At 68.5% G+C, this 16,030-nt stretch carries 19 protein-coding genes; 14 read left to right on the plus strand and 5 right to left on the minus strand.

From position 1 onward, the window contains the following. Nucleotides 1-38 precede the first annotated feature (38 nt). Both ACEYYH_RS08415 and ACEYYH_RS08420 read left to right on the plus strand, forming a co-directional pair. The gene (locus ACEYYH_RS08415) at nt 39-1,013 is read left to right on the plus strand and encodes a L,D-transpeptidase (protein ID WP_374977750.1); all 975 of its coding nucleotides are present in this window, start codon (nt 39-41) and stop codon (nt 1,011-1,013) included. 38 nt (nt 1,014-1,051) lie between these two features. Then, on the plus strand, nt 1,052-2,044 hold the full coding sequence (locus tag ACEYYH_RS08420; RefSeq protein WP_374977751.1) for an aldo/keto reductase: 993 nt from the start codon (nt 1,052-1,054) through the stop codon (nt 2,042-2,044). A 74-nt stretch (nt 2,045-2,118) separates the two neighbouring features. Here the strand turns inward: ACEYYH_RS08420 and ACEYYH_RS08425 are convergent, their stop codons facing one another. The 3 genes from ACEYYH_RS08425 to ACEYYH_RS08435 all read right to left on the minus strand — a co-directional run bounded on the left by ACEYYH_RS08425 (nt 2,119) and on the right by ACEYYH_RS08435 (nt 4,613). Continuing rightward, nucleotides 2,119-2,649, minus strand: a complete 531-nt coding sequence (locus ACEYYH_RS08425; RefSeq protein WP_374977752.1) for a hypothetical protein — start codon at nt 2,647-2,649, stop codon at nt 2,119-2,121. Further along, a complete protein-coding gene (locus tag ACEYYH_RS08430) occupies nt 2,598-3,908 on the minus strand; it encodes a hypothetical protein (protein WP_374977753.1) in 1,311 nt (436 codons plus the stop codon). The genes ACEYYH_RS08425 and ACEYYH_RS08430 overlap by 52 nt, the downstream gene beginning before the upstream one ends. A gap of 117 nt (nt 3,909-4,025) precedes the next feature. Next, entirely contained in the window at nt 4,026-4,613 is a 588-nt protein-coding gene (locus tag ACEYYH_RS08435; protein WP_374977754.1) for a GNAT family N-acetyltransferase, read from the minus strand. A gap of 50 nt (nt 4,614-4,663) precedes the next feature. On the opposite strand from ACEYYH_RS08435, the gene ACEYYH_RS08440 reads away from it, so the two are divergent. Continuing rightward, on the plus strand, nt 4,664-5,461 hold the full coding sequence (locus ACEYYH_RS08440) for a glycosyltransferase (protein ID WP_374977755.1): 798 nt from the start codon (nt 4,664-4,666) through the stop codon (nt 5,459-5,461). Between the two features lie 2 nt (nt 5,462-5,463). Here the strand turns inward: ACEYYH_RS08440 and ACEYYH_RS08445 are convergent, their stop codons facing one another. Beyond that, on the minus strand, nt 5,464-5,895 hold the full coding sequence (locus tag ACEYYH_RS08445) for a DUF1294 domain-containing protein (protein ID WP_374977756.1): 432 nt from the start codon (nt 5,893-5,895) through the stop codon (nt 5,464-5,466). A gap of 41 nt (nt 5,896-5,936) precedes the next feature. Here ACEYYH_RS08445 and ACEYYH_RS08450 point away from each other — a divergent pair, with 41 nt between their 5' ends. Next, nucleotides 5,937-6,365 (plus strand): SRPBCC domain-containing protein, encoded by a 429-nt coding sequence (locus ACEYYH_RS08450; protein ID WP_374977757.1) that lies wholly within the window; start codon nt 5,937-5,939, stop codon nt 6,363-6,365. A gap of 14 nt (nt 6,366-6,379) precedes the next feature. Next, nucleotides 6,380-6,748 (plus strand): holo-ACP synthase, encoded by a 369-nt coding sequence (locus tag ACEYYH_RS08455; protein ID WP_374977758.1) that lies wholly within the window; start codon nt 6,380-6,382, stop codon nt 6,746-6,748. 28 nt (nt 6,749-6,776) lie between these two features. Here the strand turns inward: ACEYYH_RS08455 and ACEYYH_RS08460 are convergent, their stop codons facing one another. Next, nucleotides 6,777-7,508: a LuxR C-terminal-related transcriptional regulator gene (locus ACEYYH_RS08460; protein WP_374977759.1), complete on the minus strand. Its 732-nt coding sequence runs from the start codon at nt 7,506-7,508 to the stop codon at nt 6,777-6,779. Between the two features lie 561 nt (nt 7,509-8,069). Here ACEYYH_RS08460 and ACEYYH_RS08465 point away from each other — a divergent pair. The 9 genes from ACEYYH_RS08465 to ACEYYH_RS08505 all read left to right on the plus strand — a co-directional run bounded on the left by ACEYYH_RS08465 (nt 8,070) and on the right by ACEYYH_RS08505 (nt 16,028). Next, complete coding sequence (locus ACEYYH_RS08465; RefSeq protein ID WP_374977760.1) at nt 8,070-8,390, plus strand: TcmI family type II polyketide cyclase; 321 nt, start codon at nt 8,070-8,072, stop codon at nt 8,388-8,390. A 40-nt stretch (nt 8,391-8,430) separates the two neighbouring features. After that, nucleotides 8,431-10,152: an acetyl-CoA carboxylase carboxyl transferase subunit alpha gene (gene accA, locus ACEYYH_RS08470; protein ID WP_374977761.1), complete on the plus strand. Its 1,722-nt coding sequence runs from the start codon at nt 8,431-8,433 to the stop codon at nt 10,150-10,152. 10 nt (nt 10,153-10,162) lie between these two features. Beyond that, the gene (accB, locus tag ACEYYH_RS08475) at nt 10,163-10,717 is read left to right on the plus strand and encodes an acetyl-CoA carboxylase biotin carboxyl carrier protein (protein WP_374977762.1); all 555 of its coding nucleotides are present in this window, start codon (nt 10,163-10,165) and stop codon (nt 10,715-10,717) included. Next, nucleotides 10,714-12,222 (plus strand): acetyl/propionyl/methylcrotonyl-CoA carboxylase subunit alpha, encoded by a 1,509-nt coding sequence (locus tag ACEYYH_RS08480; RefSeq protein WP_374977763.1) that lies wholly within the window; start codon nt 10,714-10,716, stop codon nt 12,220-12,222. Before accB ends, ACEYYH_RS08480 begins: the two co-directional genes overlap by 4 nt. Then, nucleotides 12,219-12,485: an acyl carrier protein gene (locus tag ACEYYH_RS08485; RefSeq protein ID WP_374977764.1), complete on the plus strand. Its 267-nt coding sequence runs from the start codon at nt 12,219-12,221 to the stop codon at nt 12,483-12,485. The genes ACEYYH_RS08480 and ACEYYH_RS08485 overlap by 4 nt, the downstream gene beginning before the upstream one ends. Nucleotides 12,486-12,563: 78 nt before the next feature. Next, a complete protein-coding gene (locus ACEYYH_RS08490; RefSeq protein WP_374977765.1) occupies nt 12,564-13,055 on the plus strand; it encodes an SRPBCC family protein in 492 nt (163 codons plus the stop codon). Further along, a complete protein-coding gene (locus tag ACEYYH_RS08495; protein ID WP_374977766.1) occupies nt 13,052-13,486 on the plus strand; it encodes a cupin domain-containing protein in 435 nt (144 codons plus the stop codon). The genes ACEYYH_RS08490 and ACEYYH_RS08495 overlap by 4 nt, the downstream gene beginning before the upstream one ends. Then, complete coding sequence (locus tag ACEYYH_RS08500) at nt 13,483-14,763, plus strand: beta-ketoacyl-[acyl-carrier-protein] synthase family protein (RefSeq protein WP_374977767.1); 1,281 nt, start codon at nt 13,483-13,485, stop codon at nt 14,761-14,763. Before ACEYYH_RS08495 ends, ACEYYH_RS08500 begins: the two co-directional genes overlap by 4 nt. Continuing rightward, nucleotides 14,760-16,028 (plus strand): beta-ketoacyl synthase N-terminal-like domain-containing protein, encoded by a 1,269-nt coding sequence (locus ACEYYH_RS08505; RefSeq protein WP_374977768.1) that lies wholly within the window; start codon nt 14,760-14,762, stop codon nt 16,026-16,028. The genes ACEYYH_RS08500 and ACEYYH_RS08505 overlap by 4 nt, the downstream gene beginning before the upstream one ends. Nucleotides 16,029-16,030: the final 2 nt, after the last annotated feature.

The following is a 16,030-nucleotide window of genomic DNA, read 5'->3' on the forward strand; positions in this document are numbered from 1 at the left end:
GGGTTGCAGCATCCGTCAACCGGGCCGACGATGGGGGAATGGGGGATGCCGAGACCGACGGCCCGGCGGCGGACGAGCCTGCCGCGCCGCAAGGTGACGAGCGCGCGCCGTCCCGGCGACGACTGTGGGTCTGGGCGCTCATCGCCCTCGCCCCGATCATCCTCGCGGCCGGCGTCTCTGCGGTGCTGATCCTCCGCCCGTCCGCGACGCAGGCATCGCCCGTCCCCACGCCGACCGCGACCTCGACTCCCACTCCCACACCGACGCCCACGCCGACGCCGACGCCGACTCCGACCGGCTTCGCCGCGAACACCGCATCGTACGACGTGACGACGCTTCCGCAGATCAACGTGTTCGCCGTCATCCCGGCCCTCCCGGTCGACGACGCCGCGTTCACGACACCTCTCCCCGCCCACGCCGTCGCACGCGGCATCGGCGCTCCCGTGTGGGCCGACCCCACGGCCCAGCCCGTCGCGTACCTCCCGCACGAGTACCCCTATGACGGCACCTCGGTCCCCGTGGTCGAGGAGCAGGAGAGCTGGGTCAAGGTGCTGCTCACCGGGCGGCAGGCCGTGCCCTCGCAAGGCAACCCCGCGCAGACCACCGGGTGGATGCGCAAGAGCGACGTCGACCTCGCCCCGACCGACGTGAGTGTCGTCGTGAGCATCTCGGGCCGCACGATCGACATCGTCCGCGGCGGCGTGCCCGAGCGCATCGCCTCCGACTTCGCGTGGGGCACCGATCGCACCCCGACCCCGCTGGGCCGCACGTTCATCATGACGACCCGCGTCGTGCCGGAGTACGCCTACACGCGCGGCCATCCCATCGTCTACCTGTCGGTGCAGTCACCGACCCTCGACGGCTTCGGGGGAGCGGATGTCGCGGTCACGGCTTTCCACTACCACGACGACCGCTCCGGGCCGATTTCGAACGGATGCCTCCGCGTCGACCCGTCCGCGATCACGAAGCTGTCCGAGCTCCCCCTGGGAACCCCGGTCATCGTCAACCCGTAAGCTCCACACGCCCCACCAGAAACACCCGAAGGAACCTCATGCAGCAGCGCACACTCGGCCGCACCGGACGCCCGGTCTCGGCGATCGGCCTCGGAACCTGGCAGCTCGGCGCCGACTGGGGCGCGATCACCGAGGAGGACGCGACAGCTGTTCTCGCAGCATCCGTCGACGAAGGCGTCACCCTCTTCGACACCGCCGATGTCTACGGCGATGGGCGGAGCGAGTCGATCATCGGCCGGTTCCTCGCCGCGCGGCCCGGCCACGGCATCACGGTCGCGACGAAGATGGGCCGGCGCCTCGCGCAGGAGCCCGAGAACTACACGCCCGAGAACTTTCGCGCGTGGACCGACCGCTCGCGCGCCAACCTCGGCGTCGACACGCTCGACCTGGTGCAGCTGCATTGCCCGCCGACCGCGGTCATCGAGGATGACGCCACGTACGACGCCCTCGACGCGCTCGTCGCCGACGGCGCGATCGCGGCGTACGGCGTCTCGGTCGAGACGACCGCCCAGGCGCTCGCCGCGATCGCCCGCCCGAACGTGACGAACGTGCAGATCATCTTCAACCCGTTCCGCCTCAAGCCGCTCGACGAGGTGCTGCCCGCCGCCGAGGCCGCCGGCGTCGCGATCTTCGCGCGCGTGCCGCTGGCGTCGGGCCTGCTGTCGGGCAAGTACACCGCGCAGACGACGTTCGCCGCCGACGACCACCGCACGTACAACCGCCACGGCGAGGCGTTCGACCGCGGCGAGACGTTCTCGGGCGTCGACTTCGAGACGGGCATCCGCGCCGCGAACGAGCTTTCCGAAGCCCTGCCCGCGGGCGTCTCGCTGCCGGCCGCCACGCTCGCCTGGATCGCCTCCCGCCCCGGCGTCACGAGCGTCATCCCCGGCGCACGCAACGTGCAGCAGGCTCAGTCCAACGCCGCCGCGGCCGCCCTCCTCGATGGCGGCTTCGACCTCGACGCGTTCGACCGCGCCGTGCGCGACGTCTACGACCGCGACCTCCGCGCGGCGATCCACCCGCTCTGGTGACCTTGCTGCCCTGAATCACGGATGCCTCGACCCCGCGCAGCGCGCAGGGCCGAGGCATCCGTTTCCGGGGGGTCTCAAGGGGTGGGGTAGTCCACCACGAACTGCGGGGTTCCCGTGTTGGTGTTGTCGGCCCGGCCGCCGACGCCGTTCACGACGTGCTGAACCGTGCCGGCCGACAGGTTCACCGTCATGATGTGGTGCAGCTTCACGCCAGGCGTCTCCGGCACCTCGAACCCGTTGGCGGTGAGGATCGACGGGTTGTTCTGGTTGAACACGTACACGCCGGCGCCGTCGAGCTCGTGATGCTTGACGTGGTCCGCCACCTTGTAGCCCGGGTAGCCGAGCGTGCCGTCGGGCTGCGTCCAGTCCGCCTGGGTGGGCGGGTCGTACGGCAGCTCGTTCTGGTACAGGATGACCCGGCCGTTCTCGCCGTTCCAGAGCGTGTTGTACGTCTGGAAGTGCTCGACGAACAGGCCGGTCGCAGTCACGTCGTCACCGTTGACGATGACGCCGACCGTGCCGGTGTTGGTCGCCCAGCGCTCGTTGTCGCCGTTCACGCCGTCGGTCGGGTCGAAGCCCTCGACGCCGTGGTCGCCGCGCCACACCCAGGTGGGTTGCCGACGCGCAGCAGCACCGGCGAGAGCGTCTCGCCCGCGTCGATGGTGACGCCCGCGACGACGATGCCGTCGGCATCCTTCACCTCGAGCGGAACCGCGCCGTTCACCGCGGTGAGCGTCGCGTGGCCGAGGCCGAGCACGACCGTGTTCGCGCGCTTCACCTCGATCGACTGGGCGACGTCGTAGATGCCCGGCGTGAGGATCAGATGCTGGCCGCGCGCGAGCGCGTTGTTGATGTCTTTCACCGAGTCCGACGGGGTCGCGATGTAGAAGTCGGTGATAGGGATGCTGCGTCCCGCCGTCTCGCCCGCGCCCCAGCTGATCCCGCTCGTGTCGCGCTGCGCCGCGGGCACCCGCACGTTGTAGCGGCCCTCGTCGTCGACGTACAGGTAGGGCTTCTCGCGGCTGACCGGAGTCTCCTCCACCGTCGTGTACGGCGGATCCGGGAAGCCGGCGTCGTCGGGAGCGCCCACGACGCCCGAGAAGACCTGGTTCCAGACACCGTTCGACCAGCCGGCGACCTCGCTGTTGCGGATCAGCCACTGCTGCTGCGAGCCGTTGATCACGAACGGCAGGCGCGAGTCGGCGATGAAACCGCCGCTCGCGTACTGCGGTCCGGCGGTGCAGTAGTCCATGAGCGACAGGTTGCCGCCCGAGATGTCGAGGCGGCGCATCGAGACGGCCTGCGACACAGCCCAGAACTCGGCGCTCGCGCGGCAGCCGTCCTGGCCCGCCTTGTCGATGTCGATCGACAGGTTCGAGATCGTGCGCCAGAAGTTCACGAGCGCGAGGCAGTTGCCCGTGCCGCCGTCGGCGAGACAGCGGTTGTAGACCTCGACGGCGCCATGGACCGTGACGTCCTCGGGCGACGCGCCGAGGCCCGCGACCTCGGAGTAGTAGCCGACCTCGACCTGCAGCGGATCGGCGGCCGAACCGTACTCGCCGGGCAGGAAGTACACCGCCTGGCGCGTGGTGCTCATCTCGGCGTCGACCTGCTGCGCGTGCAGCGCGTCGAGGTCCGCCTGGATCTGGTCGACGGGGGTGTCGGGGGAGTAGATCGTGACGTTCGGACCGAAGTCCGGGTTGAAGGGATCGACCGCGCGCGGCGGCGCCGCGACGGCGGGTGCGGCCAGCAGTGCGCTCGCGGCGAGCGCGGTGCCGGTCACCACGGTGCCGATGCGCACGGCGCGGGCACGTCGGCCCGAACGTGCGCGCGGCACTGCGGAGCGGGAAACGGGGGCGGGCATGGAAAGTCCTCTCCGTTGAGGTGGGGAGCGGCGGGGATGCCGCTTACTTACCGGACTGTAACCAACCGTGGGAGCGGTCTCAAGCCCCAGTTCCCGGCGAGCGCTTGCTGATTCGTTTCAGAAGTCGAGCCGCATGACGAGACGCCGTTTGGTCGGATGCGTGACCTCTCGAAACCCGGCCGCGAGGAACGGGCCGACCGGCCCGACGCTGAGTTCGTCCCACGTGACCTTCTTGCCGTCGGTCAGCATCGGATACCCCTCGACCGCCGCCGCGCCGCGCATCCGGGCGTGCTCGGCCGCCGCCGCGATGAGCGGGTAGGTGAGCCCCTCGCCCCGATGTCCCTTGCGCACCACGACGCACGCGATCGCCCACACGGACTCGTCATCGGGGTCTTGATCGCGTCCCTGCCAGGGCACGGGCGACCCGCGCACGCGTCCGTAGACCCCGCGGCGGTCGACCGCGCACCACGCCACGGGCTCGTCGTCCTGGTAGGCGACGATGCCGATCGTCTCGGTCGCGCGCGGATCGTCGCAGTGCGTCTCTGCGCGCAGGATCGCGCCGCGTTCCGCCTCCGGCATGTACCACCAGTCGTGGTCGCCGAGGCGCTGTCGCTGGCATTGGCACCGCGCTGCGGCGCCCGTGAGGATGGCCTGCAGGTCGTCCCACGAGGCCTCGTTGGCAGGAGCGAAACGCAGTCCGTCCATGTCGGCAGGGTAGCGCTGCGGTCCGACACGCCAGGAGTATGGTGTGGCTTGTGCCCCTCGCTCCTCGCGTCGCAGTTGTGATCCCCTGTCGCAACGACGCGGGTTATCTCGACGCGTGCCTGGCCGCACTGGCTGCCCAGACGCACCGGCCCGACATCGTGATCGTCGTCGACAACGCCAGCACGGATGCCTCGGCTGCCGTCGCCCGCGCCCACGACGCCGTCGTGGCATATGAGCCGTTGATCGGCATCTGGCCGGCGGCGTCGCACGGCTACGACGCGGCGCTCGAGCACGCCGACATCATCGCGAGGCTGGACGCGGACTCACGGCCGCACCCCGACTGGATCGCACGAATCGTCCGTGCCTTCGTCTCGGATCCCACGCTCGGCGTGCTGACCGGCGGCGCCGAGTTCTACGGCGGCACGCCCGTCCAGAACTACCTCGGCGAGCACTGGTACATCGGCGGCGGTCACTACTGGATCAAGAAGTGGCTCGGCATCCCGCTGGTGTTCGGCTCGAACTTCGCGATGCGCACGCGGGTGTGGGAGCGGGTGCGCGACCAGGTCGACCGCGGCAACGCGCGCATCCACGACGACCTCGATCTCACCATCAGGCTCCGCTCGGCCGACGGCGTCCGCTACGACCCGCAGCTGCGCATGCCCGTGTCAGCACGCCCTGTGCAGACCCTGTCAGGCTTGTCGAGGCGGGTGTTCCGGGTCGCGTCGACGTTCGCCGCGAGCTGGCCCGAGGGTGCCGCGTGGCGGCGGTCCGAGCCGTCGCGGGCGGCGTCCGGATCGGGCGAGTGGATGCCCGAGGGTGACGACTGGGCGCCCGAGTACGGTCGCTGAGGTCAGACGCCGAATGCGGAGGCGGTGAGGTACACGTACGCGGCCAGCGCGAGGATGTTCACTCCGACCGTGCCCCAGAACGCACGGCGGAAGGAGCGCTTGCGGGTCTTGTGGCGGAACAGCTGCTGCGCGACGAGCGCTCCGGGCCAGCCGCCGACGAGTCCGAGGATGAGCAGCGTCTGCTCCGAGATGCGGTTCGCCTGGCGCCGCGCGGCTGCCTTGTCGATGCCATACGAGGCGAAGGCGACGATGCTCGCCGCGCCGTAGAGGGCCGGCACCCACCACCCGAGTTCGAACACGAAGCAGGCACCCGCGAAGGCCGGGGCGAAGACGAGCAGTGTGATCCAGCTGAGCGCCGCCGGAAGCGGCCTCGAGAGGTCGCGCCCCGGCCGCTCCGGCGTGGGAAGGGGAGCGCGAGGGCGCGGGTTGGGCATGCGCTCGATCCTATGGGGGTGGGTCGGCGTACGGTGTCACCATGCATGAGCTCACCGAAGAGGCGCTGGTCGCAGCATCCGTCGATGTCGTGTGGCGGGAATTCACGGTCGCGGGTCGTCTGTCGGAGTGGTTCTGGCCGCCGCGCTTCGAGACGACCGCGGTCGTCGAGCTGCGCGAGCTCGGTCGCTGGGAGGTGCGGTCGGTGCCCGTCGACATGGCGGTCGAGGGCACGGTGCTCACCTTCGAGGCGCCGCGCGCGCTGAGGCTCGGCTGGCGATGGGCAGGGGAGGAGCACACGACCGACGTCGAGATCGAGCTGCAGCCGGCGGCGGATGCGACGACCCGCGTGATCGTGCGGCACTCGGGGTTTGCGACCACGGAGGAGCGCGACAACCACATCGACGGGTGGTCGAGCTGCCTGCAGCGCTTGGTGGATCGCCACGGCGGGGCGCCGGGCGAGCACCTCTGAGCGAGGGGAGGCGCGTGATCACCGGCATCGGCGTCGACCTGGTCGAGATATCGCGATTCGAGCGCTTGCTCGAACTCACCCCTCGCCTGCGGGAGCGACTCTTCACACCGGCCGAGCGTGCCCTGCCCGTGCGCTCTCTCGCCACGCGATTCGCGGCGAAAGAGGCTCTCACCAAGGCGCTCGGCGATCCGGTGGGCATGCAATGGACCGAGATCGAGGTCATCACGAAAGGCTCCGAGCCCCCGAGCTTCATCCTCAGCGGATCGACAGCCGCGACCGTCGCGCGTCGGGGGATCACGGGCATCCATCTCACGATGGCGCACGACGGAGACGTTGCGGTCGCCTACGTCGTCGCCGAATCCGCGAACCGAACGCTTCCCTGACAAGCTGCGCGGGGCTGATGCCGGCGACTCACGACTTCGGCGCCGTGTCGTTGACGAAGATCGCCAGCTGCGTACGGCTGCGCACGCCCAGCCGTCGCATGACAGCGGTGATGTGGCTCTTGACCGTCGCGTCACTGACCGAGAGGCGGGCGGCGATCTCGCCGTTGGTCATCCCCTCGGCGACGAGGAGGGCGACGGCGCGTTGGCGTTCGGTCAGTCCGGTGAGGGCGCCGAGCGGTGCGGGGCTCTCCGCCGGGTTCGTCGGCCCCATGGTCAGGAACTGCGCAAGATGGCGGGCGAAGGCCGGGTCGAGGACGAGCTCGTTCTTGGACACGGCGCGGATGCCGTCGATCAACCGCGGCGCAGCGACCCACTGCGAGATGTATCCCGTCACGCCGGCGCGCAACGCCTCGGCCAGGTCGAGGTCGGACTCGGTCTCGGCGAGGGCCAGCACCGCTCGGTCACGACCGCACAAAGCTCGGACGGACTCCTCCGGCGCCTGGCGCAGCAGGCCTTGACGGATGACGATGATCTGCGGGCTCACCCGGTCGGCCAGCGAGCATGCCGAAGCGACATCCGTCGCCTCGCCCACGACGACCATGTCCGGTTCCAGCTCGATCAGCGCTCGCAGTCCGACACGGTAGATCTCGTGGTCTTCGCACAGCAGGATCCGCGCGGGTTCCGCCGCGTGCGCCGGTTCGACTTGCTGCGAGGACGGGCTCGCATCGGAAGCGGCGAATGGTTCAGGCTGTAACGTCATCCGCCTCCCCCTAAAGTGGCAGGACATCGCGACTGCGTGCGTCGCCGTGAGGCAGACCCCCAGGTTTGATCACTCACCTCACTGGGACCGGAATATAGCCGGGAGTCTGACACGAGATCCATCGATCGAGGCAGACAGTAACAAGCCGTTTCCCTGAGCGTCACATCAATCACCCCCCGAAGACGGCCGCACGGCGGGGAGCAGCGTCCGGATCACGACACGGGCCCACAGACCCCACGGAGACCCGGAGTCGGCGCTCGGGCCCGCCGCGGCCGGGCTGGAGTCCAGATGACGGCCTCGCACAAAAGTGGCACGACGTGGTGCGACTTCGGGTGACAGGCCTCGACTTTCGGCAAGGTGCCGTTTCCACCGTTCGGGGGTGGCCTTCTGCACCTTTGGTGGGTGGGGAAATCCCCCAGGTCTATACCTCTGGCGGATGTATCCCTGCGGGGAACTGTCCTAGCTTGTGCATGTCGCCGGGACCGGAGTTCGGGGGAAACCGGGGCGACGATTGCTCCGTACAAGAATACTCGGGGGTAGGAGTCAGTCATGCAACAGCTCATGATCGTCGCGAAGATGCGAAACGAGGATGCTCCGGCAGTGGCGGAGATATTCACGCGCTCGGACGCGACCTCGATGCCGGAGGAGATCGGCGTTGCGGGTCGTTCCCTTTACCGCTTCCACGGACTCTACGTGCACCTCGTCGACTTCTCGCGACCCGCTTCGGAGGCGATGCGAACCGCGCAGCGGTTACCGTCTTTCCGCGCGATCAGTGAGGATCTGCGACCGTACATCACGCCGTACGACCCGGGCTGGAGTTCGCCGCTCGATGCGATGGCCGACCGCTTCTACCACTGGGCGTCGCCGGAACATCCGGCCTGAGCTCAGCCTGCGAGCACGATTCTGGGGATAGAGGCGCGCCATGACGCGAACACTGGAGCCGGTGGTTTCGCCCTCTGCGCGGGCGGAATGGACGAAGTGCACAGGCTGCGATTGCCTGATCTACCACAAGCGACTGGACCGAAACGCGTGGGTGTGCCCCGAATGCGAGCACCATTTGCGAATGGGCGCGCGCGCACGTATCGAGTCGCTGGCCGACGACGGGAGCTTTCGAGAGACCGAATTCGCGCCCTTGATGCCGGACCCGCTCGAATTCTCCGACTCGCGTTCTTATCGGGAGCGGCTGGCTGACGCGACCGCGAAATCTGGGGAATCAGAGGCGGTCATCGTCGGCGCCGCACGCATCGGTGACAGGGACGTGATTCTCGCCGTCATGGAATTCTCTTTCATGGGCGGGAGCATGGGAGTGGAGGTCGGCCGCCGGGTGAGCGAGGCTGCTGCCCTCGCCCTTGAAGCGCGCAAGCCGCTGATCGTCGTCTGCGCCAGTGGCGGAGCACGGATGCAGGAGGGTGTCTTCTCGCTGCTGCAGATGGCCCGCACCGCGGTCGCCTTCGCCCAGCTTCGCGAGGCGGGCGTGCTATCGGTGTGTGTGCTCACCGATCCGACGTACGGGGGTGTCTCCGCCTCCTTCGCCAGCTTGGGATCGGTGGTGATCGCAGAGCGGGGTGCGCACGTCGGGTTCGCCGGCCCGCGCGTCGTGCAGGAGACCATTCGTGCGGAGCTCCCTGCCGGCTTCCAGGCCGCCGAATCGCAGCTCCTGCACGGCCTGGTCGACCGCGTGGAGAACAGGGCCGACCTGCGGTCTGTACTGATCAGGCTGATCGACCTGCATGCCGGGCAGGGTGTTCGCACTCCCGCCGCTTCCGATCCTGCTGGCGTACGTGAGGCCGCGGCGACCAGGCCTCCCGGGTGTGGGGTGAGGCGTGACTCCTGGGCGGCGGTGCAGGCCGCGCGCAACGTGGATCGGCCGACCACGGCAGACTACGTTCGGCTCGTCTTCGACGACTTCGTCGAGCTGCATGGCGATCGTGCGTTCGCCGATGATCCGGCGATCATCGGCGGGGTGGCTTGTGTGGCGGGGCGCCCTGTGGTGGTGATCGGCACGCAGAAGGGCCACACGGTCAAAGAACTGGTCGCTCACAACTTCGGGATGGCGCATCCGGAGGGTTACCGCAAGGTGATGCGCCTGATGGAACACGCTGAGTCGTTCGGGCTGCCGTTGGTCACCTTCATCGATACTCCGGGCGCGCACCCTGGCCCCGATGCAGAGGAACGCGGGCAGTCGATCGCCATCGCGGAGACGATCATGCGCAGCGCGCGCCTTCGCGTTCCGGTTGTCGCCGTCATCACCGGTGAAGGCGGCAGCGGTGGCGCCCTGGCGCTGTGCACATCGGATCGGCTGCTGGTACTGGAGAATGCGTTCCTCTCCGTGATCAGTCCGGAAGGATGCGCGGCGATCCTGTGGCGGAGCGCATCGTCGGCACCCGCCGCGGCCGGCGCGCTGCAACTCGGCGCATCGCAGCTGCTCGGCAGCGGCATCGCCACCGCGGTGGTGCCGGAACCGGCCGACGGCGCGCACGCCGATCCCGCTGCCTGCGCCCGCACGCTCCGCGACTTCATCATCCGGGACCTCGAAGACCTGCGCGATACCGCTCCTGCCGACCTGCTGTCCGCTCGGGAGCAGCGGTTCTCAGGGCTCGGTGCTGCCGCTCCGGTGACGCTGACGACGGACATCGCGAGCTGAGGGAGCGAGAATGACCGCGGACCAGCCGATCACACCGAGGAACGGGGACGCTTCTCGGGGTGCGCCGCTGCTACCTGCCCAGGCCGGCCCTGAATCCATGCTCGAGCTGCGGCAGGAAGCCTCCGAACTCGCCCGCACGCTGCCGGGGGCCCTTCGCCGACTGCGGGTCCGGGGCGGCGACCGCGAGATCGAGGTCGAGTGGGCCGAGCAGGTTGCAGCGCCGGAGTCGACCATCGATCGGCAGGCTGCATCTCACGCTGCCACGACGGGGCTTCATACGGAGGCAGCCTCTCCGCCGACCGTGGACGAGACGCTCACCGCGGTGCGGGCACCGCTGGTCGGATGCTTCTACACCGCACCGTCCCCGGGCGCGGAACCGTTCGTGCAGGTCGGCGATGAGGTGGAAGCGGGAACCACGGTAGCGATCATCGAGGCCATGAAACTGATGAACACGATCGTGGCCGGCGAGTCAGGCGTGGTCGCCGAGGTCCTGGTGAGCAACGGTGAATCCGTCGAATACGACCAGGTTCTCCTGCGTCTTCGCCCGAAGGAGCAGGCAGCATGATCCGAAGACTGCTCATCGCCAATCGCGGTGAGATCGCCGTTCGCATCGCCAGGACCTGCCGCGAGCTGGGCATCGAGGTGGTCGCGGTGCACAGTTCCGCCGATCGGGATTCCGAAATCGTCCGGTCGGCCGACATCGCGGTGAACATCGGCCCTGAGGCGCCACGACGGAGCTACCTGAACATCCCCAATATCGTCGAGGCTGCCTTGCAGACGGGCGCCGATGCCATCCATCCCGGATATGGCTTCCTGTCCGAGGACCCGGACTTCGCGGAGATCTGCGAATCGGCGGGCGTGACGTTCATCGGGCCTCCGCCGTCGGTGATGCAGGACATGGGCAACAAGGCGACGGCGCGCAGGCTCATGAAAGAGGCCGGGCTGCCGATGCTGCCCGGAGTCGTGGAACCGGTGCGCACGGTGCGCGATGGGCAACAGATCGCCGAGGACATCGGGTATCCGGTCATCATCAAAGCGGCAGCGGGTGGCGGGGGCCGCGGGATGAGCGTCGTCCACAGCGCAGCGGACTTCAGTGAAGCGTATGTGAGCACTCGCGAGGTGGCGAGAGCGGTGTTCAACGATCCGGCTGTCTACGTGGAGCGCTACCTGGCCGGTGCGCGCCACGTCGAGGTACAGGTGCTGTGCGACCAGCATGGAAACGGCGTCTTCCTCGGCGAACGGGATTGCTCACTGCAGCGCCGCCATCAGAAGCTCCTCGAGGAGGCTCCGGCCTCCCACATGACGATCGCGCAGCGCGAACAACTGGGCGCGCTCGCCGTCCGCGGCGCGCTGTCGGTCGGCTATACAGGCGCGGGGACGATGGAGTTCCTCGTCGATCATTCGGGCGAGCCGTACTTCATGGAGATGAACGCCCGGATTCAGGTGGAGCACCCGGTCACCGAGATGCTGACCGGTATCGACTTGATCCGCGAGCAGATCTTGATCGCCGACGGGCTGCCGCTGGCGTTCGGCCAGCAGGACGTTCGATGCACCGGTGCCGCCATCGAGTGCCGGATCAATGCGGAGGACCCATCGCGGGGCTTCGCGCCGACTCCCGGTCGCCTGGACGTCTACAGTGCCCCGGCAGGGCCTTGGACACGGCTGGACACCGGGTACCGGGAGGGGGATCGGGTCAGTCCGCACTACGACTCCCTGCTGGCCAAACTCATCGTGTGGGCACCCACCCGGGACCAGGCGATGTCCAGGATGGACCGGGCATTGGCCGAATTGGCGGTGGAGGGTCCCGGCCTGTGCACCACAGCGACGCTGCACCGCGCACTGCTACGGCACCCCGACATCCGCGCAGACCGCCATGACGTCCAGTTCCTCGACCGCATGATGCCGAGCCTGCTCGCCAGTGCTGCCGAGATCGATGCGCGGGGGCGCGGAGTCGCAGTGCCCTCGCTGACGGCCGATGTCATCCATGCCGTCTCAGCCCCCGCGGAGCCGTCCCGGTCTCGCGGCGTATCCCCACGCAACACCATCGAGCAGGAGGTCACCCCAGCATGAATGACAGCTTCACGATCAGCGATCTCATGACGCTGCTCACCAGGAAGGCAGGTCTGCCGATCGAATCCCAGACCGACGACCCGGCCGCGCGGTTCTCCGATGTCGACCTCGACTCGCTGGCATTCCTCGCGATGCAGACCGAGCTGGCAAGCGCCTACGGGGTCGAGATGCCCGACGATCGCCCGGAGCATTACACGTTCGGCGAGATCGTCGACGTGGTGCAATCCCAACTCGCGAGGCGTCCCGTCGAGCGAGCGTCCTGATCCGGAAGAACGGAAGAGGCGATCGGAGCCTGGCCCATGAGCAATGAATCGACGAGTACGCCACAGGAGTTCACGACTGTGGAAACGGAAGGCCACACCGACAACTCCATCTTCATCGCTGCCCCGCTGGATCACGTGTGGCAGATGACGAACGACCTCCCCAGCTGGCCGAACCTGTTCACCGAGTACGCCTCCATCGACATCCTCGAGCAGCGCGACGACAGCTATTTCCTGTTCCGGCTGGCCATGCATCCCGACGCCGATGGGACGGTCTGGAGCTGGGTCTCGGAACGCACTTTGGACCCGGTCGCCCACCGAGTGCGCGCACGACGGGTGGAGCCAGGTCCGTTCGAGTTCATGGACATCGAGTGGACGTACCAGCCGGTCACCGGCGGAACGATCATGCGCTGGGTGCAGGACTTCCGGATGCGCCCCACGGCGCCTGTCGACACCGCCGCCATGACGAGGCGAATCGACGCGAACAGCAAGATCCAGATGGCCATCATCGCCCAGAAGGTGCATTCAGCCGCCGACGGGGCTCTCGTATCGACCACCAAGGAGTCCCCGTGACCATCAATGTGCACCCCCCGTCGACCGTCATCTGCGGTCCGATCGTGCATCGCCATGACGTACAGCCGAACTATCGGCGCGGGGGAGACATCCGCACCCTGCTGTCGCCCGCCAGTGTCGGTGCCGCGGCCGCCTTCATGGGAACACTCACTCTCGCGCGCGGCGAGATTGTGACGGAGCACTGGCATCCGTACTCCGAGGAGTTCCTCTATTGCGTCTCCGGCGACGTCCTGATCACCGTGGACGGAGAGGAGCGCCGATTGACGGCGGAATCCGCGATCCACATTCCCGTCGGAGTGCGTCACCGCATCATCAACGATGGTGACGGCCCTGCGTTCTTCGTCTTCACCTGTGGTCCGCTGGCGCCGCGCCCCGAGCTCGGTCATGTCGACACGGAACCGTCTCCCGGCTCCCTCGGTGGCGTCCGATGAGCACCGGGCGAAGAGTCGTCGTCACCGGTGTGGGAGTCGTCGCACCGGGTGGCGTGGGAAAGCACGCCTTCTGGAACCTGCTGACCGAAGGTCGCACCGCGACCCGCAGGATCAGCTTCTTCGACCCCGCGCGGTTCCGATCGCAGATCGCCGCAGAGGTCGACCTCGACCCGCTGGCCGCCGGCCTGACGCCGCAGGAGATCTACCGCAACGACCGCTTCATCCAGTTCGCCATGATCGCGGCGGATGAGGCCGTCGCCGACAGCGGTCTCGAGCTGCACTCCGGGACGGGCGTCGACCACGACCGGCTCGCAGTTAGCCTGGGCAGTGCGGTCGGTGCGACGATGCGGCTCGAGGACGAATACGTCAACGTCAGCAACCACGGCAGGGACTGGCTGGTCGATCCCGCATACGGGTCGAAGTTCCTGTACAACGCGCTCGTCCCCAGCAGTGCGGCCACGGAACTGGCGATCCGCTTCCAGGCGCACGGGCCGGCGTCGGTCATGTCGACCGGCTGCACATCGGGCATCGATGCCGTCGGATACGGCGCCCAGCTGATCCAGGACGGAGATGCGGACATCGTCATCTCGGGGGCGAGCGACGCGCCCATCTCGCCGATCTCGGTCGCCTGCTTCGACACGATCCATGCGACATCCGCGCGAAACGACGATCCCGAGCACGCATCCCGGCCGTTCGACGCGACCCGCGACGGGTTCGTGATGGGCGAGGGCGGCGCGGTGCTCATCCTGGAGGAGTACGGCCACGCGCGGGCGCGGGGCGCCCACATCTACTGCGAGATCGGGGGCTTCGCCAACCGGTGCAATGCGTTCCACATGACGGGACTGCGGCCTGACGGCGTGGAGATGAGTGCCGCGATCGATGCCGCTCTCGACCAGGCCAAGCTCGACCTGTCGACCGTCGATTACGTCAACGCCCATGGTTCGGGCACGAAGCAGAACGACAGGCACGAGACCGCCGCGGTCAAGCGCAGTCTCGGTCACCACGCCTTCGATATCTCGATGAGCTCGATCAAGTCGATGGTCGGGCATTCGCTGGGCGCGATCGGCTCCATCGAGCTTGTCGCGTGCAGCCTCGCCATCGAGCACGGCGTCGTCCCGCCCACCGCGAACCTGGAGAACCGCGACCCCGAGTGCGACCTGGACTACGTGCCCCGAACGGCGCGGGACCTGCCGGTGGATGTCGTCGTATCGGTGGGCAGCGGATTCGGCGGGTTCCAGTCGGCCATCGTGCTGGCGAATCACGAGGTGGCGGCATGACCCGCGTCGTGGTCACGGGGCTCGGCGTCATCGCCCCCAGTGGCGTCGGCGCCGACGAGCACTGGAAGAGCATCCTGGCCGGCGAACTGAGCGTGCGTCGCATCTCGGCGTTCGATCCGACCCGCTACGCCACCACGCTCGCCGGCCAGGTCGAAGGATTCGAGGTCGCCGAGCATGTAGACCCGCGCCTGGCGGTGCAGACCGACCGCTGGACCTGGATGTCGCTGGCGGCAACGCAGATGGCACTGGACGACGCCCGCTACGACCCCGCCAATCACAGCCCATACGCCACATCGGTGGCGCTTGCAGCGGGATCGGGCGGGAACGAGTTTGGCCAGAACGAGATGACCGGCCTGTACACGCGAGGTCCCCGAGCAGTGGGTGCCTATCAGTCGATCGCGTGGTTCTACGCGGCCAGCACCGGACAATCCTCGATCCGGCACGCCACCAAGGGCCCCGCCAGCGTCCTGGTGACCGAGGGAGCCGGCGGCCTGGACAGCCTCGGTCATGCGCGGCGAGTGGTTCGCCGCGGAACCACCGCCGTCATCGCAGGCGGGACCGAGGCCCCGCTGTCGCCCTACGCCCTGACCTGTTACACCACGAGCGGGAGACTGACCACGTCGGCTGACCCACGAGCCGGCTACAAGCCCTTCGACGAGCAGGCGAACGGTTACGCGCCCGGTGAGGGTGGGGCAGTGCTTCTCGTCGAGGACCGCCGCACCGCCCTGGAACGCGGAGCCCCTCAGATCTACGGAGAGATCGCCGGTTACGGATCCACACACGACGCCTTCGACCCGAATGCGCCGGCGGAGGATGCGACGCAGATGGCCCGAGCGATGAGGCTGGCGATGGCAGATGCCGGCGTGACCGCCGATGACGTCGACCTGGTCGTCGCCGATGCGGCGGGCGTCGCGGAACTCGATGCCCTGGAGGCATCCGCGTTGCGGATGGTCTTCGGCGACCGGGTCGGGAGCGTGCCGGTCACCGCGCCACAGGGTTTCGTCGGTCGGCTCAACGCCGGGGGTTCCGCTCTCAGCGTGGCCACGGCGCTGCTGGCGATCCGCGAGGGCGTCGCGCCGGCGGTCGGCAACCTCGACACGCCGCATCCGGCGTATGGACTCGACCTGGTGCGGGTGCCCCGCGAGCTCGACCTCGACGTCGTGTTGATCAACGCGCGCGGCTTCGGCGGGTTCAACAGCTCGATGGTGCTGCGGAGGGTCGCCGCTGCGGACCTCGAACGCGTCGCGGAGGCAGGTGCGTCGTGAGC

Origin of the sequence: Microbacterium trichothecenolyticum, assembly GCF_041938625.1 — a bacterium.
Lineage (GTDB): Bacteria > Actinomycetota > Actinomycetes > Actinomycetales > Microbacteriaceae > Microbacterium > Microbacterium trichothecenolyticum_D.